This window comes from Streptomyces sp. PKU-EA00015 (assembly GCF_013387495.1).
Taxonomy (GTDB): Bacteria; Actinomycetota; Actinomycetes; order Streptomycetales; family Streptomycetaceae; genus Streptomyces.
The window spans coordinates 1-22632 of the sequence record NZ_JABZEE010000017.1; the positions used below are offsets into that span (position 1 = coordinate 1).

At 71.4% G+C, this 22632-nt stretch carries 22 protein-coding genes; 14 read left to right on the plus strand and 8 right to left on the minus strand.

What is annotated here, in order from left to right; translation table 11 throughout:
- The 4 genes from murJ to HW130_RS14475 all read left to right on the plus strand — a co-directional run.
- Nucleotides 1–1660: murein biosynthesis integral membrane protein MurJ (murJ, locus tag HW130_RS14460; RefSeq protein ID WP_375256534.1), on the plus strand; the 1660-nt coding region annotated here is incomplete at its 5' end.
- Nucleotides 1661–1684: 24 nt separating this feature from the next.
- Entirely contained in the window at nt 1685–2368 is a 684-nt protein-coding gene (locus tag HW130_RS14465; protein WP_177149962.1) for a response regulator transcription factor, read from the plus strand.
- Nucleotides 2365–3840: a HAMP domain-containing sensor histidine kinase gene (locus tag HW130_RS14470; RefSeq protein WP_177149963.1), complete on the plus strand. Its 1476-nt coding sequence runs from the start codon at nt 2365–2367 to the stop codon at nt 3838–3840. The genes HW130_RS14465 and HW130_RS14470 overlap by 4 nt, the downstream gene beginning before the upstream one ends.
- Before the next feature lie 4 nt (nt 3841–3844).
- A complete protein-coding gene (locus HW130_RS14475; protein WP_177149964.1) occupies nt 3845–4516 on the plus strand; it encodes a hypothetical protein in 672 nt (223 codons plus the stop codon).
- On the opposite strand, the gene HW130_RS14480 is transcribed toward HW130_RS14475, so the two are convergent.
- Together HW130_RS14480 and HW130_RS14485 are read right to left on the minus strand one after the other, a co-directional pair.
- Nucleotides 4482–5297: a serine hydrolase gene (locus HW130_RS14480; protein WP_177149965.1), complete on the minus strand. Its 816-nt coding sequence runs from the start codon at nt 5295–5297 to the stop codon at nt 4482–4484. The genes HW130_RS14475 and HW130_RS14480 overlap by 35 nt on opposite strands.
- A gap of 20 nt (nt 5298–5317) precedes the next feature.
- Nucleotides 5318–5782, minus strand: a complete 465-nt coding sequence (locus HW130_RS14485) for a GNAT family N-acetyltransferase (RefSeq protein WP_177149966.1) — start codon at nt 5780–5782, stop codon at nt 5318–5320.
- Nucleotides 5783–5869: 87 nt separating this feature from the next.
- On the opposite strand from HW130_RS14485, the gene HW130_RS14490 reads away from it, so the two are divergent.
- Nucleotides 5870–6331 (plus strand): MerR family transcriptional regulator, encoded by a 462-nt coding sequence (locus HW130_RS14490; RefSeq protein WP_177149967.1) that lies wholly within the window; start codon nt 5870–5872, stop codon nt 6329–6331.
- 5 nt (nt 6332–6336) lie between these two features.
- Nucleotides 6337–7347, plus strand: coding sequence for an aldo/keto reductase (locus HW130_RS14495; protein ID WP_177149968.1), 1011 nt, complete (start codon nt 6337–6339; stop codon nt 7345–7347).
- A gap of 160 nt (nt 7348–7507) precedes the next feature.
- Here HW130_RS14495 and HW130_RS14500 read toward each other — a convergent pair whose 3' ends face one another.
- The 3 genes from HW130_RS14500 to HW130_RS14510 all read right to left on the minus strand — a co-directional run bounded on the left by HW130_RS14500 (nt 7508) and on the right by HW130_RS14510 (nt 10784).
- Entirely contained in the window at nt 7508–8377 is an 870-nt protein-coding gene (locus HW130_RS14500; RefSeq protein ID WP_177149969.1) for a DUF4429 domain-containing protein, read from the minus strand.
- 66 nt (nt 8378–8443) lie between these two features.
- Nucleotides 8444–9664, minus strand: a complete 1221-nt coding sequence (locus HW130_RS14505) for an alpha/beta hydrolase (protein ID WP_177149970.1) — start codon at nt 9662–9664, stop codon at nt 8444–8446.
- Nucleotides 9665–10142: 478 nt separating this feature from the next.
- A complete protein-coding gene (locus tag HW130_RS14510; protein WP_177149971.1) occupies nt 10143–10784 on the minus strand; it encodes a TetR family transcriptional regulator in 642 nt (213 codons plus the stop codon).
- Nucleotides 10785–10900: 116 nt separating this feature from the next.
- Between HW130_RS14510 and HW130_RS14515 the strand changes: the two genes are divergently transcribed.
- Entirely contained in the window at nt 10901–12523 is a 1623-nt protein-coding gene (locus tag HW130_RS14515; protein WP_177149972.1) for an MFS transporter, read from the plus strand.
- A 150-nt stretch (nt 12524–12673) separates the two neighbouring features.
- Nucleotides 12674–13051 carry a peptidase inhibitor family I36 protein gene (locus HW130_RS14520; protein WP_177149973.1) on the plus strand — a complete coding sequence of 126 codons (378 nt, stop codon included), beginning with the start codon at nt 12674–12676 and terminating at the stop codon, nt 13049–13051.
- Here HW130_RS14520 and HW130_RS14525 read toward each other — a convergent pair.
- Complete coding sequence (locus HW130_RS14525) at nt 13032–13814, minus strand: potassium channel family protein (RefSeq protein WP_177149974.1); 783 nt, start codon at nt 13812–13814, stop codon at nt 13032–13034. The two genes, HW130_RS14520 and HW130_RS14525, sit on opposite strands and share 20 nt — an antisense overlap.
- 62 nt (nt 13815–13876) lie before the next feature.
- Complete coding sequence (gene aceE, locus HW130_RS14530; RefSeq protein WP_177149975.1) at nt 13877–16624, minus strand: pyruvate dehydrogenase (acetyl-transferring), homodimeric type; 2748 nt, start codon at nt 16622–16624, stop codon at nt 13877–13879.
- Nucleotides 16625–17100: 476 nt separating this feature from the next.
- On the opposite strand from aceE, the gene HW130_RS14535 reads away from it, so the two are divergent.
- The 6 genes from HW130_RS14535 (at nt 17101) to HW130_RS14560 (ending at nt 21635) form a co-directional block, all read left to right on the plus strand.
- On the plus strand, nt 17101–17532 hold the full coding sequence (locus HW130_RS14535) for a DUF3052 domain-containing protein (protein WP_177149976.1): 432 nt from the start codon (nt 17101–17103) through the stop codon (nt 17530–17532).
- A 178-nt stretch (nt 17533–17710) separates the two neighbouring features.
- Nucleotides 17711–18169, plus strand: a complete 459-nt coding sequence (locus HW130_RS14540) for a peroxiredoxin (RefSeq protein WP_177149977.1) — start codon at nt 17711–17713, stop codon at nt 18167–18169.
- A 158-nt stretch (nt 18170–18327) separates the two neighbouring features.
- The gene (locus tag HW130_RS14545) at nt 18328–18903 is read left to right on the plus strand and encodes a TerD family protein (RefSeq protein WP_177149978.1); all 576 of its coding nucleotides are present in this window, start codon (nt 18328–18330) and stop codon (nt 18901–18903) included.
- A 93-nt stretch (nt 18904–18996) separates the two neighbouring features.
- Nucleotides 18997–19572 carry a TerD family protein gene (locus HW130_RS14550; protein ID WP_177149979.1) on the plus strand — a complete coding sequence of 192 codons (576 nt, stop codon included), beginning with the start codon at nt 18997–18999 and terminating at the stop codon, nt 19570–19572.
- Between the two features lie 71 nt (nt 19573–19643).
- On the plus strand, nt 19644–20786 hold the full coding sequence (locus HW130_RS14555; RefSeq protein WP_177149980.1) for a DUF475 domain-containing protein: 1143 nt from the start codon (nt 19644–19646) through the stop codon (nt 20784–20786).
- A 111-nt stretch (nt 20787–20897) separates the two neighbouring features.
- Nucleotides 20898–21635 carry a Tellurium resistance gene (locus HW130_RS14560; RefSeq protein ID WP_177149981.1) on the plus strand — a complete coding sequence of 246 codons (738 nt, stop codon included), beginning with the start codon at nt 20898–20900 and terminating at the stop codon, nt 21633–21635.
- Nucleotides 21636–21697: 62 nt separating this feature from the next.
- Here HW130_RS14560 and HW130_RS14565 read toward each other — a convergent pair whose 3' ends face one another.
- On the minus strand, nt 21698–22534 hold the full coding sequence (locus tag HW130_RS14565; RefSeq protein ID WP_177149982.1) for a TerD family protein: 837 nt from the start codon (nt 22532–22534) through the stop codon (nt 21698–21700).
- Nucleotides 22535–22632: the final 98 nt, after the last annotated feature.

Below are 22632 nucleotides of genomic sequence, written 5' to 3' on the forward strand. Positions count from 1 at the left end.
CGTCCCGGCGGAGCGCGCGGCCTCCGAGACCACGCCTCCCGCCGACGCGACGGCGTCCGCCGCGCGCAGCGGGGCCGTCATGGCCGCCGGGTCCGTCGTGTCGCGGGCCACCGGGTTCGTGCGGTCCGCCGTCGTCGCCGCCGGGCTCGGGGTCGGGGCCGCCGCCGACGGGTACGCCGTCGGCAACTCCGTCCCCACCATCGTCTACATGCTCCTCCTCGGCGGCGCCCTCAACGCCGTCTTCGTGCCCGAGCTCGTCAAGGCCGCCAAGGAGCATCCCGACGGCGGCGCCGCCTACACCGACCGGCTCCTCACCGTCTGTGTGCTCGCCCTGCTCGGCCTCACCGCCGCCGCCGTGTGGGCCGCACCCGCGATCGTCGACGTGTACACGGACTACCGCGGCGAACAGGCGGCCATGACCGTCGCGTTCGCCCGGTACTGCCTGCCGCAGATCTTCTTCCTCGGCGTGTTCACCCTGCTCGGGCAGGTACTGGGCGCCCGCGGCCGGTTCGGTGCCATGATGTGGACGCCCGTCCTCAACAACCTCGTCGTCATCGCCGTCTTCGGCCTGTACCTCGCGGCCGGCGACGGCGGCACGCTGACTCCCGCCGAGACCGCCCTCCTCGGCTGGGGCACCACCGCGGGCATAGCCGTCCAGGCGCTCGCCCTGCTGCCGTTCCTGCGCGCCGCCGGGTTCCGGTTCCGTCCCCGCTTCGACTGGCGCGGCAGCGGACTCACCCGCCCCCTGCGCTCCGCGGGCTGGCTCGTCCTGCTCGTGCTGACCAACCAGGCCGCCTACTGGGTCACCACCAGACTCGCCACCGCCGCCGGCGCGCGGGCCGCCGCCGCGCACATCGACGGCGCCGGGTTCAGCGCGTACAACAACGCCTACATGCTGTGGGCCGTGCCGCACGGCATCGTCACCGTCTCCCTCGTGACCGCGCTCATGCCCCGTATGAGCGGCTCCGCCGCCGACGGCGACACCGCCGCGGTGCGCCGGGACGTCGCGTACGCGCTGCGCACCAGCGCCGCCCTGATCGTCCCCGCCGCGTGCGCGCTGTTCGCCCTCGCGGGGCCCGTGATGACGCTCGTCTTCCAGTACGGCGCCGTCGAGGCCGACGACACCGCCGTCATGGCGGGCATCCTGATGGCCTTCGCACCCGGACTCGTCGCCTTCTCCGGCCAGTACGTCCTCTCGCGCGCCTTCTACGCCCTGTCCGACACCCGCACCCCCTTCCTCCTCAACCTCGTGATCGCCGGCCTCAACGCGGCACTGTCCGCGACCGCGTACGCCCTGCTGCCCGCGCGCTGGGCCGTCACCGGTATCGCCGGTGCGTACTCGCTGGCCCTGTTCACGGGCTGGGCCGTCACGGCGTACGTCCTGCATCGCAGGCTCGCGGGCGGCAGCGGCGCCCTGTGGCGTTCGGCGACCCTGCGCGGGCAGCTGCGGCTGCTCGCCGCCGCCGCGCTCGCCACGGCCGCCGCTCATCTCGCCGTCCGCTGGGCCGCCCCGGCCGGCGCGCTCGCCGCCACCGGCGCGGGCGTCCTCGTGATCGCGGCCGTCATCGTCCTGCTCGCCCGGCCCCTGCGGCTGGACGCGACCACCGCGCTGCTGGCCGGGGCCACGGCGCGGCTCCGCCGCCGCACCGTCCGACGCTGACCACGACCTGGAGACACCCCGCCCATGCCACGCGTCCTCCTCATCGAAGACGATCCCTCGGTACGCGAGGGGGTCGAACTCGGGCTGCGCCGCCGGGGCCACGAGGTCCGCACCGCCGCCACCGGCGAGGCCGGACTCGACGCCCTGCACGCCTTCCGGCCCGACCTGCTGCTGCTCGACCTGATGCTGCCCGGCATGAACGGCGTCCAGGTCTGCCGCCGCGTACGGGAGAACAGCCAGCTGCCCATCATCATGCTCACCGCCCGCGGCGACGACTTCGACGTCGTCGTCGGCCTGGAGGCGGGCGCGGACGACTACATCGTCAAACCGGCCAGGACCGAGGTGATCGAGGCCCGCATCCGGGCCGTGCTGCGCCGCATCGAGGGGCCGGGGGCCGGCAAGCCCGCCGTCGAGTCCCACGGCGAACTCGCCATCGACCGCGCCGGTCTCACCGTCACCAAGGCCGGCCGGCCGCTCGCCCTCGCCCCCTCGGAGCTGAAGCTGCTGCTCCACCTGTCCGCGGCCCCGGAGCAGGTGTTCAGCCGCCAGCAATTGCTGGAGCACGTGTGGGAGCACAGCTACCACGGCGACGCACGGCTCGTCGACGCGTGCGTACGGCGGCTGCGGACCAAGATCGAGGACGGCTCGGGCGCCCCTCGGTACATCCAGACCCTGCGGGGCTTCGGCTACCGCTTCGGGCCCCTGTGAGACGCCCGGGGAGCGGCGGCCGGGGCCGTATCGCCGCGTTCGGACTGCGTACCCGGCTGGTCATCGCCTTCCTGCTGGTGGCCGTCGTCAGCGCCGGGACGACCGCCGCGCTCACCTACCGCGAGGCGCGCAACGCGGTCCTCGCCAGCGCCCAGGACACGGCGGTGGAGTCCTTCCGCGAGCAGGTCCAGACACTCGGCGTCGGGCTGCCCATGGACCGTACCGTGCTGCAGGAGCTGCTGCGCGGAATCGCGCGCAAGGCCAAACCGCACCCCTGGGTCGTCTTCGCCGAGTACGGCTCGCTGCGGGCCTCCTCCGGCACGAGCCCCACCTCGACCGTGATCACCGAGGAGCTGCGCCGCACCGCCCGCGAAGGCTCCCCGCACGGCAGCTTCGAACGCGTCGTCAAGGACGGAGTGCCGTACCTGACCATCGCCATGCCCGTGGTGGTGAAGGTCGGCGCGGGCGGAACGCTGCCCACCGGGTTCGTGCTGTACGCCGTGATGCGGATGTCGGACGAACAGGCGAACATCGACGCCCTGGTCGCCGCGGCCCGGGACGGCGCACTGCCCGGCCTCGCCATCGCGCTCGTACCCGCGCTGATCGCCGCGCGCAGCGTCCTGCGGCCGGTCCGTGAACTGCGGGAGGCCGCCCGCTCCATGGGCAGCGGCCGGCTCGACACCCGCATCCGCGCCCGGGGCCGCGACGAACTCGCCGACCTGGCGAGCACGTTCAACGAGTCGGCGGCCCAACTGGAGAGATCCGTCGACGAACTGCAGAAGGCCGAGGCGCGCGCCCGCCGCTTCGCCTCCGACGTCTCGCACGAACTGCGCACCCCGCTCGCCGGGATGCTCGCCGTCACCGAGGTTCTCGACGAGGACGCGGACACCCTCGACCCGGACACCGCGCGGGCCGTGCGGCTGATCAGCGCGGAGACGGGCAAGCTCGCCGTCCTCGTCGAGGACCTGATGGAGATCTCCCGCTTCGACGCCCGTGCCGCCGAGCTCCACACCGACGAGGTCGACGCCGCGGAGACCATACGCAAGACCCTGCAGAACCGGCACTGGACCGACCGGGTCCGCACCGACCTGCCCGACGGCATCCGCTTCCGCCTCGACCCCCGCCGCTTCGACGTCGTCGTCGCCAACCTCGTCGGCAACGCGCTGCGCCACGGCGGCGCGCCCGTCACCGTGGCGCTTCGGACCACGACGGCGGCGGACGGCACACCGCTGCTGGTCACCGAGGTCACGGACAGCGGGCCCGGTATCCGCCCGGACGCGCTGCCGCACATCTTCGACCGCTTCTACAAGGCGGACGCGGCCCGTACCCGGTCGGCGGGCAGCGGACTGGGGCTCGCGATCACCCAGGAGAACGTACGGCTGCACGGCGGCACGATCCGCGCGGCCAACGGACCAGGGGGCGGGGCGGTGTTCACCGTCGAGATCCCGGCGGACCACGGAAGGCGGGGGTGAGGGCATGAGCACGGGGAAGCGCGTACGCGCCGCCCTGGCGGGCCTGGCGGCCGCGGTGTCGCTCACGGCATGCGGCATCCAGGAGTCCGACGTCATCGAGGCCGGCGGCCCGGCGACCGTCGACGTGCTTCCCGCGCGCGAGGTGCGGATGCTCCTGTTCTTCTACTCGCCGGAGGGCACGCTGATGCCGGTGAGCCGTTACACGGGCGAGGCCTTGGGCGACTCCGCCGTCGAGCGCACCCGGGTGTCGACCGCCAAGACCGTCGCCGCGCTGCTGGACGGACCGAACGCGGAGGAGGACGGGTACGGGCTCCGCAGCGCCGTTGCCCTGCCGGCCCTCGCGCCGAAGGTCGAACCGGGCCGGGGCACGGTGGCCGTCACGATGGCCGCCCCCGTCCGCGGCCTGACCGGGCCCGCGCGGCGGCAGCTCGTCTGCACGATCGCCTATGCCGAGGACGCCGACGGGCAGACGGAGGTGACCCTGCGGGGAGTGGACGGCACGCTCGATCCGGCCCGCTGCGACGCGGGGTCGGGCCCCGTGGCGACGGACGAGCCGCGCGGGGCGGACCCCGAACCGGAGCAGGACCCCTGGGGCTCGGTCCGCCGGAGCACTCCTGCCGGCGAGACCCCCGCGGCCACCTCTAGCGACGCACCTCCGCCAGCACCGCGTCCGTGAACGCCGGCCACGCCTCGATCGCCCAGGGCCCGAACGCCCGGTCCGTGAGCGCCACGCACGCGGCCCGCGCGTCCGGGTCGATCCACAGGAAGGTGCCGGACTGGCCGAAGTGGCCGAAGGTGCGCGGCGAGGACGAGGCGCCCGTCCAGTGCGGCGACTTGGAGTCGCGGATCTCGAAGCCGAGGCCCCAGTCGTTGGGCTTCTGGTGGCCGTAACCCGGCAGGATCCCGGACAGCCCCGGGTGCACGACCGACATGGCCTCCAGGACCGTGCGCGGATCCAGCAGCCGCGGCGCCTGCACCTCGGCCGCGAACCGCACCAGATCGTCGACCGTCGAGACGCCGTCCTTGGCCGGCGAGCCCTCCAGCGTGGTGGACGTCATGCCGAGCGGCTCCAGCACGGCCTGGTGCAGATACTCGGCGAACGGGATCTCGGTCGCCTTGGCGATGTGGTCGCCGAGCACCTCGAACCCCGCGTTCGAGTAGATCCGGCGCGTGCCGGGCGCGGCCGCCGCGCGGTGCTCGTCGAAGGCGAGCCCCGAGGTGTGGGCGAGCAGATGACGGACGGTCGCGCCGTCGGGCCCGGCCGGCTCGTCGAACTCGATCGCGCCCTCCTCGTACGCGACCAGCGCCGCGTAGGCCGCGAGCGGCTTGGTGACGGAGGCGAGCGGGAAACGGCGGTCGGTCGGGCCGTGGGAACCGGCCACGGTCCCGTCGGCGCGCACGACGGCGGCCGCCGCGGTCGGTACCGGCCAGTTCTCGATCATCGCCAGGCTCTGCATGCGTACGAGCCTAGACGGTGCTACATGCTGAGCCGCATGGCCGGGTCCGGAGTGCGGACGAAGCCGAGCGACGCGTACAGCGGCTCGCCGTCCGAGGAGGCGCGCAGATCGATCTTGCGCACGTCCCGCTCGCGGAACCAGCCGAGCAGGCCCTCCATGCAGGCGCGGGAGAGGCCGCGCCGGCGCATGTCCTCGTCTGTGGCGACGCTGAACACGTAGCCGGTGGTGCCCTGAGGGTTGCCCGGACCGCCCAGCCTGTACTCGATCGTGCCCACCGCACAGGCGGCGAGCCCGCCGCCGGGCCGGTCGACGACGTACGCGGCCAGGTCGCCGGACCGGTCCGCCAGCCGGTCGCGCAGCGTCGCCACGGCGGCGGGCTGCCAGCTCACATCCGGGTTCGGGCCGTGGCAGGAGTCCTGCATCACCTTGCGGAGGCGGACCAGTTCTTCGGCGTCGGCGGGGACGGCGGGGCGTGCGGGGCTCATGGTCCGGGAGGCTAGTGCGGGCTCCGTCCGGATCGCCACGGGATTGTGCTTGCTTCGAGTGCACTCCAGGGTTTTAGCGTGGAGCGCATGACGGTGATCGAGAGCACGACCCCGACCGCCCGGACCGATCTCTGCAAGGCCCCACCCCGCGCGCATCCGCGCCCCGACGGCCACGACCGCTACACGATCAGCGAGGTCGTCTCCTTCACCGGACTCAGCGCGCACACCCTGCGCTGGTACGAGCGGATCGGACTGATGCCGCACGTCGACCGCTCGCACACCGGGCAGCGCCGCTTCAGCAACCGCGACCTGGACTGGCTCACCTTCGTCGGCAAGCTCCGGCTGACCGGGATGTCCGTCGCGGACATGGTCAGGTACGCCGAGCTGGTCCGCGAGGGCGAGCACACCTTCGAGGCCCGCGCGGAGCTGCTGGAGCGCACCCGTCGTGACGTCGTCGACCGGATCGCCGAACTCCGGGACACGCTCGCGGTGCTGGACCACAAGATTCACTTCTACGCGGACGCCCGCACGGCGTCGGAGAGGGACTGACCCCGATGAGCAACAACAGGATCCCGCAGGTGCCGCTCGGGACGGACGGCCCGCTGGTCGGCGTCCAGGGCCTCGGCTGCATGGGCATGAGCGAGTTCTACGGCGACACGGACGAGGCCGCGGCGCGGCAGACCCTGGAGGCGGCGCTCGCCGAGGGCGTCACGCTCCTCGACACGGCGGACGTGTACGGGCGGGGCGCCAACGAGGAGTTCCTCGCCCCGTTCGTCGCCGCGCACCGCGACGAGGTCACGCTGGCCACGAAGTTCGCGATCGAGCGCACCGACGACCCGCACTACCGGGGCATACGCAACGACCCCGCGTACATCCGGCGTGCCGTCGAGGACAGCCTGCGCCGGCTCGGCGTCGACGTCATCGACCTCTACTACATGCACCGCCGCGACCCGGCCGTGCCGCTGGCCGAGTCCGTCGGCGCGATGGCGGAGCTGGTGGAGCGCGGCTTTGTCAGGCACCTCGGCCTGAGCGAGGTCACCGGTGCCGAGCTGCGCGAGGCGCACGCCGTGCACCCCATCGCCGCGCTCCAGTCCGAGTGGTCGCTGTTCAGCCGGGACGTCGAACGCAGCGCGGTCGGCGCGGCGGCGGAGCTGGGTGTGGCGCTCGTGCCGTACTCGCCGCTCGGACGGGGCTTCCTCACGGGCGCGTTCACGGACGCGGGCGCCCTGTCGGAGGGGGACTTCCGCCGGCACCAGCCGCGCTTCACCGGCGAGAACGCGCGGACGAACGCGGCGCTGCTGGAGCCCGTCCACAAGATCGCCGCCGCGCACGGGGTGACGGCGGCGCAGGTGGCCCTGGCCTGGGTCCACCAGCGCGCCGAGGTCCACGGACTGACGGTGATCCCGATCCCCGGCACGCGCCGGACCACGCGCCTGCGGGAGAACCTGGCGGCGGTGGGGCTGACGCTCGGTGCGGAGGAACTGGCGGCACTGGAGCCGATCGCGGGGCGGGTGGCGGGGGACCGCTACCCGGACATGTCGTCGACGGCGACGGTACGGGAGTGACGGGCGCGGGCTCTTCGCCTACCCGCCCCTTCCCGAACTGGGGCTGTGCCCCGGACTCCGTACCGTGCTTCGCGCTGTGTCCTCAATCGCCGGACAGGCTGCCCAGCAGCCCCGCCGGCGTCTGAGGCGCGGGGGCGGAGCCCTGACGAGGCCGGCACGCTCAGAGCTCCGCCAGCAGCTCCGCCTTCTTCTTCGTGAACTCCTCGTCCGTCACCAGTCCCGCCAGGTGCAGGTCCCCCAAGTGCCGTATCCGGTCCGCGATGTCCGCCGGGTCGCGGCGGGCAGGGGGCGCCGTCAGGGCGGGAGCGGGGGACTGGGCGCGGACGGACTCCAGTACCGCCGCCGCGAACGGCAGCGACTCGTGCACCGGGCCGTAGCCCAGCCCGAACACCACGGCCGCCGGATCCTGGTCCGCCTGCGAGGCGGGCGGGGCCGCGGGGGCGCACGCGCCGGGGCGCGGCAGCAGGCGCAGATAGCCGTCGAACGCCTCCGGGGAGCGCCACTCCACCCCCGTCAGCTCGGACACCGCGAAACTCTGGTCCCCCGCGTTCCACTTGGCCGTCGACGCCGCCGTGCGCGACCAGCGGAATCTCACGCGCGAGCCGTCGAAGGACGCCTTCCCGTCGTACGCCTTGAAGCCCAGCGGCGCCGGGGGCGCGGTGACCGTGTACCGCTCGGCGGGACGGTCCGCGTCCGGGCCGAGCGCCTCGCGCAGCGCGTCCGCGTAGTACTCGGCGAGCGTCTCGCGCTCCGCCGGCAGCACCAGCCGGTACGGATCACTGGCGTCCTTGAGCTGACCCGCCGCCGCGTCCATCAGCGGGTCGGCCCCGGGTCTCGGCACGGCATGCAGGACGACGGTCCCGGCCTTGCCGGGCGTGAGCGTCACCGCGGCCAACGCCTCGTGGGGGACGCGCCGTTCACGCAGGGCGGAGAAGAGCTTCGGCCTGCGGATCCCCCGATCGAAGCGGATGAGCACGGAGTCGGTCTCGAACTCCCAGGTGGCTTGAATACCCGCCAGCACATCACCCATGTGCCTCATCGTATGCGGCCGACGCCTGTCCGTCGCCCCTCGGTCACAAGCCCGTTCCCCGACGCTCTACGCGCGTTGGCCCGCGCCCTCGCCGTAAATACCACTGCGGCACGTGTCGGTGTCGCCTGTGCAGCTGATGCCCTCGTACGAACCCACGCCGATCTCGGCGAAGTTGTCCACGCTCTCCGTACCCGGCTCGAAATAGCCGGTGTGTCCCGTCGCGCGCTCCGCGGAGACGACCCGCGCCCCGAACTCCGGCACCACGGGGTCCTCGCCGTGCCCGAGCCCGCCGACCGCCAGGTGCGGCACGTCCTGGATCCAGTCGTCGCTGTCGCGCGTGGCCCAGACACGGGCGCTGGTCCCGAGCTCGGAGACGTTCTGGGCGCGCATCCCGGGGCTGCCGGCGACCGCGATGTCCTCGACCCGCTCGGGCAGGTTCCGGGCGGCGACCCCGCAGACCACGGAGCCGTAGCTGTGGCAGAACAGTGCGACCCTGGAGTCGCCGGGCAGCGCTTCGGTGAGGGCGTTCAGCCGCACGGCGCCGCTCTCGGCGAGCCGCCCGATCGCGGAGTCCATGCCGACGCCGACCGGCGAGGTGTAGTCGGCCCAGGCGACGACGGCGGTGCGCACGCCGGGCGCGGCGGCCCGCTGGGCGGCGTACAGCGACTGCGCCATGCCGACCGGCGCGGTGTACTTGCGGGCCGTCTTCTGGAACGTGAGCAGGTTCGTGTCGACGCCGGGGACGATCACCGACACCCGCTCGGCGCGGTCGAGGTCGCCGAAGACCTCGGCGACCCGGCCCGGTCCCGTCGGGTCGAAGGCCAGGATCTGCCGGCCGGTGTCCATCAGCGCGCGGAACCGGTGCATCCGCCGGACCGCCTCGTGATGGCCTTCCGCGGTGAGTTCCGGGTCGGCGACCCGCCGCCGTTCGGCGGCCAGGGACGTGGCGAGCGCCTGCCGGTTCGCCCGGTAACGCAGGGTGACAGGCGCGCCGTTGAGATTGCCCACCACATGGGGGAAGTCGGCGGCGAGCCGCTTGCCCCGGGCGCTGCCGATCGACGCGAAGAACGCGGCGAGCCGGGCGGGCGCGGAGTCCGGCGCGGGCAGCGCCTCGGCTCCGATCCGGGCCTTGCGCCAGCCCGCCAGTTCGGCGGCCAGCGCGGTGCGCGGGCCGCCCTGATCTCGTATGGCGGTCCATCCGGTGGTCGCGAGCATCATGAAGACCACCATCAGGGCGAGCAGGGCACGCCAGACGGTCGGGGCGGGGGAGGCGTCGAAAGAAGTCACTGCGGGACACCCTAGGAGAAGGGTGGCCGCGGGCGCGAAGAGGGTGAGGCAGATCACGTGTGAAGGGGGAATGAAGGGGCACGAGGGTGACGTTCCGTGCGCGCGGCGTACGCATCGACGCAACTCGCGCGCCCTCGCGCCTGGTTGACGCGCCCCGCGCCGGACCCGGCCGAGCCCGACACCGTGCCCCGCGCCCGCGCGTGCCACCGGACACCCGCTGTCCTGCCGGGCGTTGCGCCATGTCGCGCCGAGCGCCACAGGCGCCGCTGTCCCGCCGGCCGTGTGCCCCCATGCGCCGCGAGCCGCCGCACACCGGGCCCACTGCCCCGTCGGTGGCGCGTGCACCCATCTGCCGCCCCTGCCTTCGGCGGTCTCGTGCGTGCGCCGAGCATCGCGCCGCGAGCCGCCGCCCGCCGGGCGTCGCGCCGTGCCCGGTGGAGTGGGCCGCCAGGTGCACCAGGGCGCCCGTGCGGGCAGTTCAGGCGCCGGTGCGCCAGTTGCCCGCCAGGGACGGGCCCAGGTGGTCGAGGTAGGCCTCGGTCAGTGCGCGGATCGCCTCCACGCTCGGGTCCTCGCCCCGGCCCCACAGGCGGCCGGTCACCCGCATGACCCCGCCGAACGCCGCCACCGCCACCCGCGGCCGCGGATCGGCGTCCACGTCCAGACCCTCGCGTTCGGCGATCAGCCGGGCGAGCAGGTCCTCCATGTCCGCGGAGCGCCGCAGGTGGGCCGCGAGCAGCGCCGGGGTCGACTCGATCATCAGGAAGCCGCGCATGTACAGGTCGAGCGGGACGATCTCCTCGATGGCGAGCCCGATGGTGTCCCAGGACGCGGAGACGGCGTTGCGCATCGCCTCGAACGGGCCTTCCTCGGCGGGTCGTTCGCGCAGGGCGGCGACGTAGTGCGACTCCGCCAGCTCCTGGACGGCGAACGCGACCTCCTCCTTGCTGGCGAAGTACCGGAAGAAGGTGCGCTGGGACACCTCGACCGCGTCGACGATCTCGTCGACCGTCGTCCTCTCGTACCCCTGCGTGGTGAACAGCTCGAGGGCCGCGCGCACCAGGGCGTCGCGGGTGCGCTGCTTCTTGCGGGCGCGCAGTCCGGTCGGCTCGACCGTCACGTCATCGTCCTCTTTCCCCAGCGTTCGTCCAGCTCAGCGTACCTGCGAGCGGTGTGACAGCTACCGACTGGTGAACTCGTTTGTCAACTGTCAGTCGCTGACATTAGCCTCGCCGTATGACTAGTCAGACCACCGTCGCAAAGGCGCCGAGAGACCCCGGAGGTCCCCAGGACTCCGCCCAGGCGCCCGTCAAGGGGCTGCGCGGCCACCCCTGGCTGACCCTGTTCGCCGTCGCCATCGGTGTGATGATGGTCGCGCTCGACGGCACGATCGTCGCGATCGCCAACCCGGCGATCCAGAAGGACCTCGGCGCATCCCTGTCCCAGGTCCAGTGGATCACCAACGGCTACCTGCTCGCCCTCGCCGTCGCTCTGATCACGGCGGGCAAGCTCGGTGACCGCTTCGGCCACCGCCAGACGTTCCTGATCGGCATCGCGGGCTTCGCCGCGGCCTCCGCGGCGATCGGCCTGTCCGACTCCATCGCCCTCGTCATCCTGTTCCGCGTCTTCCAGGGCCTGTTCGGCGCGCTGCTCATGCCGGCCGCGCTCGGCCTGCTGCGCGCCACGTTCCCCGCCGAGAAGCTGAACATGGCCATCGGCATCTGGGGCATGGTCATCGGCGCCTCCACGGCGGGCGGCCCGATCCTCGGCGGTCTGCTCGTCGAGCACGTCAGCTGGCAGTCGGTGTTCTTCATCAACGTGCCCGTCGGCGTCGTCGCCCTCGTCTTCGGCCTGGTGATCCTCAGGGACCACCGCGCCGAGAACGCGCCGCGCTCGTTCGACATCCCCGGCATCCTGCTGCTCTCGGGAGCCATGGGCGCGCTGGTCTACGGCCTGATCAAGGCGGGCGAGTCCTGGGGCTGGGGCGGTGGCCGGACCTGGCTCTGCCTCGGCGGCGCGATCCTCCTCTTCGCCCTCTTCGCCTTCTGGGAGACGAAGGTCGATGAGCCGCTGATCCCGCTCGGCCTCTTCCGCTCCGTCCCCCTCGCCGCGGGCACGGTCCTGATGGTGCTGATGGCCTTCGCCTTCATGGGCGGCCTGTTCTTCGTGACGTTCTACCTCCAGGGCGTCAAGGGCCTCAGCCCGGTCGACAGCGGCCTGCGGCTGCTGCCCCTGACGGCGATGATGATCGTGTCCTCGCCGCTGGCGGGCGCGCTGATCACCAAGTTCGGACCGCGCGTCCCGCTTGTCGGCGGCATGGTCTGCACGGCGGTCGCGATGTTCGGGATGACCGCCCTGACCGAGGGCACCGGCACGTTCGTGATGTCCCTCTGGTTCGCCCTGCTGGGTCTCGGTCTCGCGCCGGTCATGGTGGGCGCCACCGAGGTCATCGTCGGCAACGCGCCGCTGGAGCTCTCCGGTGTCGCAGGCGGCCTCCAGCAGGCGGCCATGCAGGTCGGCGGCGCGCTCGGCACCGCCGTACTGGGTGCCGTCATGTCCTCCAAGGTGAGCGCCGAGTTCGCGGACAACTGGCGGGGCGCGGGCATCCCCGTCCCGCCGGACCCGCGGCTGGAGGAGGCCGCCGAGTTCGGCGCCGTCCCCGCGGAACTGGCGAAGGCGCCCGGCATGACGCCGGATCTCGTCACCAGGATCGGTGACGTCATCCATGACACGTTCATGTCCGGCATGGGCCTGGCGTTCACCGTCGCCGGTGCCGTCGCGGTCGTCGCCGCCCTGGTCGCCACGCTCACCAAGCGCGGCGAGAACGCGGAGGCCGGTGCGGGCGGCGCCCACATCTGACGTCAACGCGGCGCCTGCGAGAGCCCCGACCGACAGCCCCGCCGGGGCTCTCGCCTATCCGGGTGATCATGCGACCGCCCTCTTCCGTTGGCGTGTCACCGCAGGTCAGGCTGCGGCCAAGTGATCCACACGACACGGGGGACGATCCGTATGCGTACGACTGTGTTCGCGGCGGCCGCGCTGGCCGCCACCGCCCTGCTCGCACCTGCCGCCGCGTCCGCGGCCCCGGCGGCAGCGCCACCGCGTCTCGGGGCCTGTGCCGCCGGTGAGTTGTGCCTCTGGGCGAAGAGCGGCTTCCAGGGCGCCCGCGCGGCCCATGAACTCGCCGGCACCGACATCGACAGCTGTGTGCCGCTCCCGGCCGGCACCACCGCGGTCTCGCTCGCCAACCGGACGGGCCGCCCGGTGACCACGTACCAGTCCGCGGAGTGCGCGGAGACGGGCGAGTTCGAGACCTACCCCGGCGGCGGCACCTGGGTGCCCGAATCGCCGTACCGGGTACGGGCGTTCAAGATCTGGGAGAACTAGAGGGAGCGGCTGCCTGCCCGGGCACGGAAGCACCCGCCTCCGTGCCCGACAGCCGCGCCACCTCCGCGCGGAGCTGCTTCACCTCGGTCGTCAGCGCCTCCAGCAGCGCGGTCTGCCGGCGCTCCTCGGCGTCGTCCCTCTCGAAGCGGGAGATGAACCAGGCCGCGATGTTCGCCGTCACCACACCGAGCAGGGCGATGCCCGAGATCATCAGTCCGACCGCCAGCAGCCGGCCGAGGCCCGTCGTCGGCGCGTGGTCCCCGTAGCCGACCGTCGTCATCGTCGTGAACGACCACCACACCGCGTCGCCGAGCGTCTTGATGTTGCCACCCGGCGCGTCCCGCTCCACCCGCAGCACGGCGAGCGAGCCGAACATCATCAGCCCCACCACCGCTCCGCCCACATAGGTCGTCAGCGTGATCTGCGGGGCCATCCGGGCCCGCCGCCCCACCAGCAGCAGCGTGGAGACCAGCCGCAGCAGCCGCAGCGGCTGCACCAGCGGCAGGGCCACCGCGAGCAGGTCCAGCGGGTGGCTGCGCACGAACAGCCACCTGCCCGGCGCCAGGGCCAGTCGTACGAGATAGTCCGCCGCGAACGCCGCCCACACGGCCCACTCGGTCACCGTGCACAGCCTGTGCACCCACGTGTCCGCGCCGGGCGCCACGATCGGCACCGAATACGCGACGGCGAACGCCACGGCGAGACTCAGCAGCGGCCCCTGGGTGCGCGCCTCCCAGCGCATCTGCGCCGTTCGTTCCTTCATGGGGCGCATCGTAAAGGGGGTGCGCGGGGACGAACCCCGCACACCCCCAGGAACGGGAGCGGCTACGCGTCGCCGCCGGCCGCGCCGGGGTCCGCCGCCGACACGTCGAGCAGCTGGTAGCGGTCCACCGCCTGCTTCAGCACGCTGCGGTCCACCTTGCCCTCACGCGCCAGCTCGGTGAGCACCGCCAGCACGATCGACTGCGCGTCGATGTGGAAGTACCGGCGGGCCGCACCGCGCGTGTCCGCGAAGCCGAAGCCGTCGGCGCCCAGCGAGGAGTACGTGCCCGGCACCCAGCGGGAGATCTGGTCCGGTACGGAGCGCATCCAGTCCGAGACCGCGACGAACGGACCCTCGACGCCGGACAGCTTCTGCGTCACGTACGGAACGCGCTGCTCCTCCTCGGGGTGGAGCAGGTTGTGCTCCTCGGCCGCGACGGCGTCGCGCCGCAGCTCGTTCCACGAGGTCGCCGACCACACGTCGGCGCGTACGTTCCACTCCTCGGCGAGGATCCGCTGCGCCTCGACCGCCCACGGCACGGCCACACCCGACGCCATGATCTGCGCCGGGATCGCGCCCTGCTCGCCGCGGCGGAAGCGGTGGATGCCCTTGAGGATGCCCTCGACGTCCACGTCGGCCGGCTCGGCCGGGTGCTGGATGGGCTCGTTGTACACGGTGAGGTAGTAGAAGACGTCCTCGCCGTGCGGGTGCTCGGCGTCGCCGCCGTACATCCGGCGCAGACCGTCCTGGACGATGTGCGCGATCTCGAAGCCGAACGCCGGGTCGTAGGCGACACAGCCCGGGTTGGTGGACGCGAGCAGCTGGGAGTGGCCGTCCGCGTGCTGCAGGCCCTCGCCGGTCAGCGTGGTGCGGCCGGCCGTCGCGCCCAGCACGAAGCCGCGCGCCAGCTGGTCGGCCATCTGCCAGAACTGGTCGCCGGTGCGCTGGAAGCCGAACATCGAGTAGAAGACGTAGACCGGGATGAGCGGCTCGCCGTGCGTCGCGTATGCCGAACCGGCCGCGATGAGGGAGGCCGTGCAGCCCGCCTCCGAGATGCCGTCGTGCAGCATCTGCCCGGTCGGCGACTCCTTGTACGCGAGCAGCAGCTCGCGGTCCACGGCCTCGTACTGCTGGCCCAGCGGGTTGTAGATCTTCGCGCTCGGGAAGAAAGAGTCCATGCCGAAGGTGCGGTACTCGTCGGGCGCGATCAGCACGAACCGCTTGCCGATCTCCTTGTCCCGCATGAGGTCCTTCAGCAGCCTGACGAACGCCATGGTGGTGGCGATCGACTGCTGACCGGAGCCCTTCTTCACAGCCGCGTACGTCTTGTCGTCGGGCAGCACGAGCGGCTGGGAGCGCACGACGCGGGTGGGCACGTAACCGCCGAGCGCCTTGCGGCGGTCGTGCATGTACTGGATCTCCTCCGACTCCGGGCCCGGGTGGTAGTACGGCGGAAGGCCGGACTCCAGCTGGGCGTCGGTGATCGGGATGTGGAGGCGGTCGCGGAAGCCCTTGAGGTCGTCGACCGTCAGCTTCTTCATCTGGTGCGTGGCGTTGCGGCCCTCGAAGTTCGGGCCGAGCGTCCAGCCCTTGACCGTCTGGGCGAGGATCACGGTCGGCTGGCCCTTGTGCGCGCGCGCCGCCGCGTACGCCGCGTAGATCTTCCGGTGGTCGTGGCCGCCGCGGCCCAGCATGAGGATCTGGTGGTCGCTCATGTTCTCGACCATGGCGCGCAGTCGGTGGTCGTCGCCGAAGAAGTGCTGCCGGATGTACGCGCCGGTCTCGGTGGCGTACGTCTGGAACTGGCCGTCCGGCGTGGTGTTCAGCTTGTTGACCAGCACGCCGTCGCGGTCCTGCGCGAGCAGCGGGTCCCAGGTGCGGTCCCACACCAGCTTGATCACGTTCCAGCCGGCGCCGCGGAACTGCGACTCCAGCTCCTGGATGATCTTGCCGTTGCCGCGGACCGGGCCGTCGAGGCGCTGCAGGTTGCAGTTGACGACGAAGGTCAGGTTGTCCAGGCCCTCGCGGGCGGCGATGGACAGCTGGCCCAGCGACTCGGGCTCGTCCATCTCGCCGTCGCCGAGGTAGGCCCACACGTGCGAGTCGGAGGTGTCGGCGATGCCGCGGGCCTCCATGTAGCGGTTCATCCGCGCCTGGTAGATCGCGCCGAGCGGGCCGAGGCCCATCGAGACGGTCGGGAACTCCCAGAAGTCCGGCATCAGCCGCGGGTGCGGGTAGCTGGACAGGCCGTACGGCGCCTTCGACTTCTCCTGGCGGAACGCGTCGAGCTGCCGCTCGGAGAGCCGGTCCAGCAGGAACGCGCGGGCGTAGATACCGGGGGAGGCGTGCCCCTGGAAGAAGATCTGGTCACCGCCCTTGCCGTCGTCCTTGCCGCGGAAGAAGTGGTTGAAGCCCACGTCGTACAGGGAGGCGGAGGAGGCGAACGTGGCGATGTGGCCGCCGACGCCGATGCCGGGGCGCTGCGCGCGGGAGACCATCACCGCGGCGTTCCAGCGCGTGGCGTTGAGGATCTTGCGCTCGATCTCCTCGTTGCCGGGGAAGAACGGCTCGTCCTTGGTGGCGATGGTGTTGACGTAGTCCGTGCTGCGCATCTCGGGCACGGCCACGCGCTTCTCGCGCGCCCGCTCGATCAGGCGGAGCATCAGGTAGCGGGCGCGCTCGCGGCCCCGCTCGTCGACGGCGGCGTCGAGAGAGTCCAGCCACTCCTTGGTCTCTTCGGGATCGAAGTCCGGGACCTGGCTGGGAAGGCCGCCAATGATGATCGGGTTGCGATCGGATCCGGAAGCCACGCTATTCCTTCGCTGTTCGGGGGTCTGCCGCGACGAGATGACGGGAAGACGCGCTGACGTGATGTCGGGGAAGCTGTCGCACCGCCTCCATCGTGTACCGCAGGGAGGCGTACGTCACCTCTACCGAGGGGTAACCCCCGGACTTCGTGACATCGGGCCAGGACCCCGGGTGCCGGCCCGGCCAAATCGCAACCATACGCTCAACCCGTCCAAGCGTTTCGTTCGGTCGTTCGGTTCGATTGTGGGATCGAGGGTAGGAATGCGGCAAAGATGGCCAAAAGGCGTGGCACCCTTCATGCACGGGTCACCGGGCGCTGCCTGGAGTTGCGCCGAGACGGCCGCAAACGTCACCGTTTCGGCGGTCCGTACGGCCGGGTACTTGCGCGATCCGTCCCGCCCGTGTGGACTACGGCCAATGCCACGCGTGCGCGCGTGGCCTCAAGGCATTCCCAAAGAACAAGATCAGGAGGCAAGCCGTGAGCGCGACCGCGGACCACGCGGAGACGAACCTGGCCGCAAGGCTGGGTTTCCAGCCCGACCAGGTGGTCCAGGAGATCGGCTACGACGAGGATGTCGACCAGGAGCTCCGCGAGGCCATCGAAGAGGTCACCGGCACCGAGCTCGTCGACGAGGACTACGACGACGTGGCCGATGCCGTGGTGCTCTGGTTCCGTGAGGACGACGGGGACCTGACCGATGCGCTGGTGGATGCCATCGCGTACATGGAGGAAGGCGGCCAGATCCTGCTGCTGACGCCGAAGACCGGCCGCGACGGCTACGTCGAGCCCAGCGAGATCGGCGAGGCTGCCACCACAGCGGGCCTGTCGCAGACCAAGAGCATCAGCGCCGGCAAGGACTGGGCCGGCACCCGTCTGGTGACGCCGAAGGCCGCGGCGAAGAAGCGCTAGCCGCGAGGAAGCGCCGGCCGCGGCGCCGGGTGCGATCCGACACAGCATCGCGAGGCCCCCGCCGACCACCTCCCACGACCCGGTGGGAGCAGTCGGCGGGGGCCTCGCGCATGGGGCCCGCGCCTTCTGCGTAGGGTGGTCGTTCACCTGACCGGCTCACAGAAGGGATGCGTTTTCCATGGCCATCGAGGTCGGTGACAAGGCTCCGGAGTTCGAGCTCAAGGACAACCACGGGCGCACCGTCACGCTGTCCGAGTTCCGCGGCGAGAAGAACGTGGTGCTCCTCTTCTATCCGTTCGCCTTCACCGGCGTGTGCACCGGCGAGCTGTGCGCCCTGCGCGACGAGCTGCCGACGTTCGTCAACGACGACACCCAGCTCCTCGCGGTCTCCAACGACTCGATCCACACCCTGCGCGTCTTCGCCGAGCAGGAGGGGCTCGAGTACCCGCTGCTGTCCGACTTCTGGCCGCACGGCGAGACCTCCCGGGCCTACGGCGTCTTCGACGAGGAGAAGGGCTGCGCGGTGCGCGGCACCTTCATCATCGACAAGGAGGGCGTCGTGCGCTGGACCGTGGTCAACGCCCTGCCCGACGCGCGCGATCTGAACGAGTACGTCGAGGCCCTCGGCGCGCTCTGAGGCCCTCCCGGCGCACCGGCCGCCGCGAACGCAGGGGTTTCCCGGCCATCGCCCGGAAATAGCACAGCGGCCGGGAACCGGTCACTAGGATCCTTTCGTTGATCCCAACAGCAACGAACGACGGGGGCGCTGCCCCTGAACATCCAATGGAGGGACTCGTGGGAGTCAGCCTCAGCAAGGGCGGCAACGTCTCGCTGACCAAGGAGGCCCCTGGCCTGACCGCCGTCACCGTCGGTCTGGGCTGGGACGTCCGCACCACCACCGGCACCGACTTCGACCTCGACGCCAGCGCCATCCTGGTCAACGCGGAGGGCAAGGTCCGCAATGACCAGGACTTCGTGTTCTTCAACAACCTGAAGAGCGCCGACGGCTCGGTCGAGCACACCGGTGACAACCTCACCGGTGAGGGCGAGGGCGACGACGAGCAGGTCAAGGTGAACCTGGCCGGCGTCCCCGCCGACGTCGACAAGATCGTCTTCCCGGTGTCGATCTACGACGCCGAGACCCGCCAGCAGTCCTTCGGCCAGGTCCGCAACGCCTTCATCCGCGTCGTGAACCAGGCCGGCGGCGCCGAGATCGCGCGGTACGACCTCTCCGAGGACGCCTCCACCGAGACGGCGATGGTCTTCGGCGAGCTCTACCGGCACGGTGCGGAGTGGAAGTTCCGCGCCGTCGGCCAGGGTTACGCCTCGGGCCTGCGCGGCATCGCGCAGGACTTCGGTGTGAACGTCTGAGCCCAGCAGTTCCCATGCCCGGCGCCGCACTCCTTCTGGTGCGGCGCCGGACGTGCCTCGCAACCAAGCCCACCCAGGGGAGGACTCACCATCATGGGCGTCACGCTCGCCAAGGGAGGCAATGTCTCCCTCTCCAAGGCCGCACCCAATCTCACCCAGGTCCTCGTGGGGCTCGGCTGGGACGCACGCTCCACCACGGGAGCCCCCTTCGACCTCGACGCCAGCGCCCTGCTCTGCCAGAACGGCCGCGTCCTCGGCGACGAGTGGTTCATCTTCTACAACCAGCTCACGAGCCCCGACGGCTCCGTCGAGCACACCGGGGACAACCTCACGGGTGAGGGCGACGGGGACGACGAGTCGCTCCTGGTGGACCTCTCCAAGGTGCCGGCCACGGTCGACAAGATCGTCTTTCCGGTCTCCATCCACGACGCCGACAACCGCGGCCAGACCTTCGGCCAGGTGAGCAACGCCTTCATCCGCGTGGTCAACCAGGCCGACGGCCAGGAGCTCGCGCGCTACGACCTCAGCGAGGACGCCTCGACCGAGACCGCGATGATCTTCGGCGAGCTCTACCGCTACGGGGGCGAGTGGAAGTTCCGGGCCGTAGGACAGGGGTACGCGTCGGGCTTGCGGGGCATCGCTCTAGACTTCGGGGTCAACGTTTCGTAAAGCCGCGTGCGGCGCGGGGGAGACCCTCCCTCGGGCATCGCCCGGGGGACCATTACACGATTGGGTAGCCAGTGGTTCTGAAAACCTTCGGCTGGTCGTTCGCCGTCACGGCGCTCGGCCTCGCATTCGCCGCCTGGCAGTGGGGCTGGGAGGCGTTCGGGATCGTACTGATCCTGTCGATCCTCGAGATCTCGCTGTCGTTCGACAACGCGGTCGTCAATGCCGGAATCCTCAAGAAGATGAACGCCTTCTGGCAGAAGATCTTCCTGACCATCGGCATCCTGATCGCCGTCTTCGGTATGCGACTGGTCTTCCCCGTCGTGATCGTCGCCATCAGCGCCAAGGTAGGACCGATCGAAGCGGTCCAGCTCGCCATGGACAACCCCGGGCGGTACGAGGACCTCGTCACCGACGCGCACGCGGCCATCGCCGCGTTCGGTGGCATGTTCCTGCTGATGATCTTCCTGGACTTCATGTTCGAGGAGCGCGAGCACAAGTGGCTGGCCTGGCTGGAGCGCCCGGTGGCCAAGCTCGGCAAGGTCGACATGCTGTCGGTCTGCATCGCGCTGATCGTCCTGATGATCACCGCCATGACCTTCGCCACCCAGGCACACACCAGTACCGGGCACGCCGACAAGTCGGCCACCGTGCTGCTGTCCGGTGTGGCGGGTCTGATCACCTACCTGGTCGTCGGCGGCCTCTCCGGCTACTTCGAGGACAAGCTCGAGGAAGAGGAGGAGCGCGAGCACGAGGAGGAGGAGCAGGCCAAGCGCGAGGGCAAGCAGGTCTCCGCGGTCGGCCTGGCCGGCAAGGCGGCGTTCTTCCTCTTCCTGTACCTCGAGGTCCTCGACGCGTCCTTCTCCTTCGACGGCGTCATCGGCGCGTTCGCCATCACCAACCACATCTTCTGGATGGCGCTCGGCCTCGGCATCGGCGCGATGTACGTCCGGTCGCTCACCGTCTACCTGGTGCGCCAGGGCACGCTGGACGACTACGTCTACCTGGAGCACGGCGCGCACTACGCGATCGGCGCGCTCGCGGTCATCCTGCTCGTCACCATCCAGCACGAGATCAGCGAGATCATCACCGGCCTCGTCGGCGTGCTCCTGATCGCCGCCTCGTTCTGGTCCTCGCTGCGGCGCAACAAGACGCTCGCGGCGGCCGAGGGAAAAGCTGACTCGGGCGACAAAGCCGGAGTGTCGTCCGGGGTGTGACACCCTCCGAGGGGAGGGAACGCTCTGAACGGGGCGGTCACGAGGTTCTCGAGCCTCGGGGCCGCCCCGCGGCATGACGCGGGGACTTGACGACCGAGTGTGGGGTGGGGCATGGCCTTCTGGGACAACCTGTTTCGGGGGAGCGCGGCGCAGTTCGATTCCGGCAGCGCCGCGACCAACTCCATAGAGCTGACCAAACGGCGCCCGACGGTCTCGCTCACCAAACAGGGCGCTGCCACCGGCAATCTGCGCGTCAACCTCTCCTGGCGGATGCGCACCTCGGACATCGAGGGGCGCTCACGCCAGGGCGGCCGGCTCCTGCGCCACCCGTTCAAGCTCTTCCAGCCCGACGTGGTCCAGGCCCACACCCAGGGCGTGGTCAACGTGGACCTGGATCTCGGCTGCCTGTACGAGCTGACGGACGGCAGCAAGGGCGTGGTGCAGCCGCTGGGCAGCTTCTTCGGCAGCCTGAACGAACCGCCGTACGTACGCCTCAGCGGCGACGACCGGTTCGGCGCCCCCTCCGGCGAGACGATCTTCGTCAACCTCGACCACCGGGACGAGATCAAGCGCCTGCTCTTCTTCGTCTACATCTACGACCAGACGCCCGCCTTCGACCGCACGCACGCGCACTGCACGCTCTACCCGAGCAACGGGCCGCGCGTGGAGATCGAGCTCGACGAGCGCGCGCCCCAGGCCCGCTCCTGCGCCGTGTTCTCCGTGGAGAACGTCAAGGGAGAGCTGGTCGTGCGCCGCGAGGTGAAGTTCGTGTACGGCTTCCAGGCAGAGCTCGACCGGCTGTACGGATGGGGGCTGCAGTGGGGCCGGGGCTACAAGAGCAGGGTCTGACGAGGGCGCCGGGCGGCCGCGCCCGGTCCTGGTCAAGTGCTTCGTACAGGGCCCCGGAGGACCTACGGCCGCAGGAACTGCGGGCCCATCGGAGGCAGCCGGAAGCTCGGGTCGGGCGCGTGCGCGGCCAGGGGAGCGGGCTGCGGATAGCCGTACCCGGAGGCGGGCGGCGCCGTCTGCGGCGGGGGCGGGGGCGGGGCGGTCTGCGGGTAGCCGTACGCGGGCCGGGTCGCGTCCGACTGCGGATACCCGTAGGCGGGCGCAGGCTGCGCCGGCGGGGGCGGAGCCGCCTGGGTCGCTGTGGCGGGTTCCGCGGAGGGCTCGGCGGACGGTTCCGCGGCCGCCTCTGCCTCGTCCACCGAGATGCCGAACGCGGTCGCGAGCCCCACGAGGCCCGTCGGATAGCCCTGCGCCACCGCGCGGAACTTCCAGCCGTCCCCGCGCCGGTACAGCTCGCCGCAGATGATCGCCGTCTCCTCGCCGGTCTCCGGCTTCACGTCGAAGACGGCCAGCGGCTCCCCGTCGGGCGCGGCCGCGTCGTGGAGCAATATGCGCAGATCCCGTACATGCTCGAAGGTGCCGCCGTCGGAGGAGGCGGCGATCACGACCTGATCGACGGAGGTGTCCAGTGCCCCCAGGTCCGCCTCGACGGTGTCCGTCAGGTGCTCGGCGATCCGCTTCTTCGGCAGCCGGCGCACCAGACCCGAGGGATGGCGCGGCTGGTTGTAGAAGACGAAGTCCTCGTCGGAGCGCACACGGCCGTCGGCGCCGAGCAGCAGCGCCGACGCGTCCACGTCCGGAACCCCGGCGTCCGGGGTCCAGCGCAGCACGGCCCGTACGGCCGTGGCATCGAGAGGGACGTTCGAGCCCTTCAGCATCGCGTGCGTCATGCCCGTCATCCTGCCTGCCCGAGGCCGCGCGGGACAACGCGGGGCCCTGTTGCGGGCCCCTGTGCGTACCTGTCCGGCAGGCCGGGCGACACGGGTGCGAAGCGGAC

Excerpts from the sequence above, each read along its gene's own strand:
- HW130_RS14465 (WP_177149962.1), top strand. The coding sequence starts at position 1,685 with ATGCCACGCGTCCTCCTCATCGAAGACGATCCCTCGGTACGCGAGGGG.
- HW130_RS14475 (WP_177149964.1), top strand. The coding sequence starts at position 3,845 with ATGAGCACGGGGAAGCGCGTACGCGCCGCCCTGGCGGGCCTGGCGGCC.
- HW130_RS14480 (WP_177149965.1), bottom strand. The coding sequence starts at position 5,297 with ATGCAGAGCCTGGCGATGATCGAGAACTGGCCGGTACCGACCGCGGCG.
- HW130_RS14485 (WP_177149966.1), bottom strand. The coding sequence starts at position 5,782 with ATGAGCCCCGCACGCCCCGCCGTCCCCGCCGACGCCGAAGAACTGGTC.
- HW130_RS14490 (WP_177149967.1), top strand. The coding sequence starts at position 5,870 with ATGACGGTGATCGAGAGCACGACCCCGACCGCCCGGACCGATCTCTGC.
- HW130_RS14495 (WP_177149968.1), top strand. The coding sequence starts at position 6,337 with ATGAGCAACAACAGGATCCCGCAGGTGCCGCTCGGGACGGACGGCCCG.
- HW130_RS14500 (WP_177149969.1), bottom strand. The coding sequence starts at position 8,377 with ATGGGTGATGTGCTGGCGGGTATTCAAGCCACCTGGGAGTTCGAGACC.
- HW130_RS14515 (WP_177149972.1), top strand. The coding sequence starts at position 10,901 with ATGACTAGTCAGACCACCGTCGCAAAGGCGCCGAGAGACCCCGGAGGT.
- HW130_RS14520 (WP_177149973.1), top strand. The coding sequence starts at position 12,674 with ATGCGTACGACTGTGTTCGCGGCGGCCGCGCTGGCCGCCACCGCCCTG.
- HW130_RS14525 (WP_177149974.1), bottom strand. The coding sequence starts at position 13,814 with ATGAAGGAACGAACGGCGCAGATGCGCTGGGAGGCGCGCACCCAGGGG.
- HW130_RS14540 (WP_177149977.1), top strand. The coding sequence starts at position 17,711 with ATGGCCATCGAGGTCGGTGACAAGGCTCCGGAGTTCGAGCTCAAGGAC.
- HW130_RS14550 (WP_177149979.1), top strand. The coding sequence starts at position 18,997 with ATGGGCGTCACGCTCGCCAAGGGAGGCAATGTCTCCCTCTCCAAGGCC.
- HW130_RS14560 (WP_177149981.1), top strand. The coding sequence starts at position 20,898 with ATGGCCTTCTGGGACAACCTGTTTCGGGGGAGCGCGGCGCAGTTCGAT.
- HW130_RS14565 (WP_177149982.1), bottom strand. The coding sequence starts at position 22,534 with ATGACGGGCATGACGCACGCGATGCTGAAGGGCTCGAACGTCCCTCTC.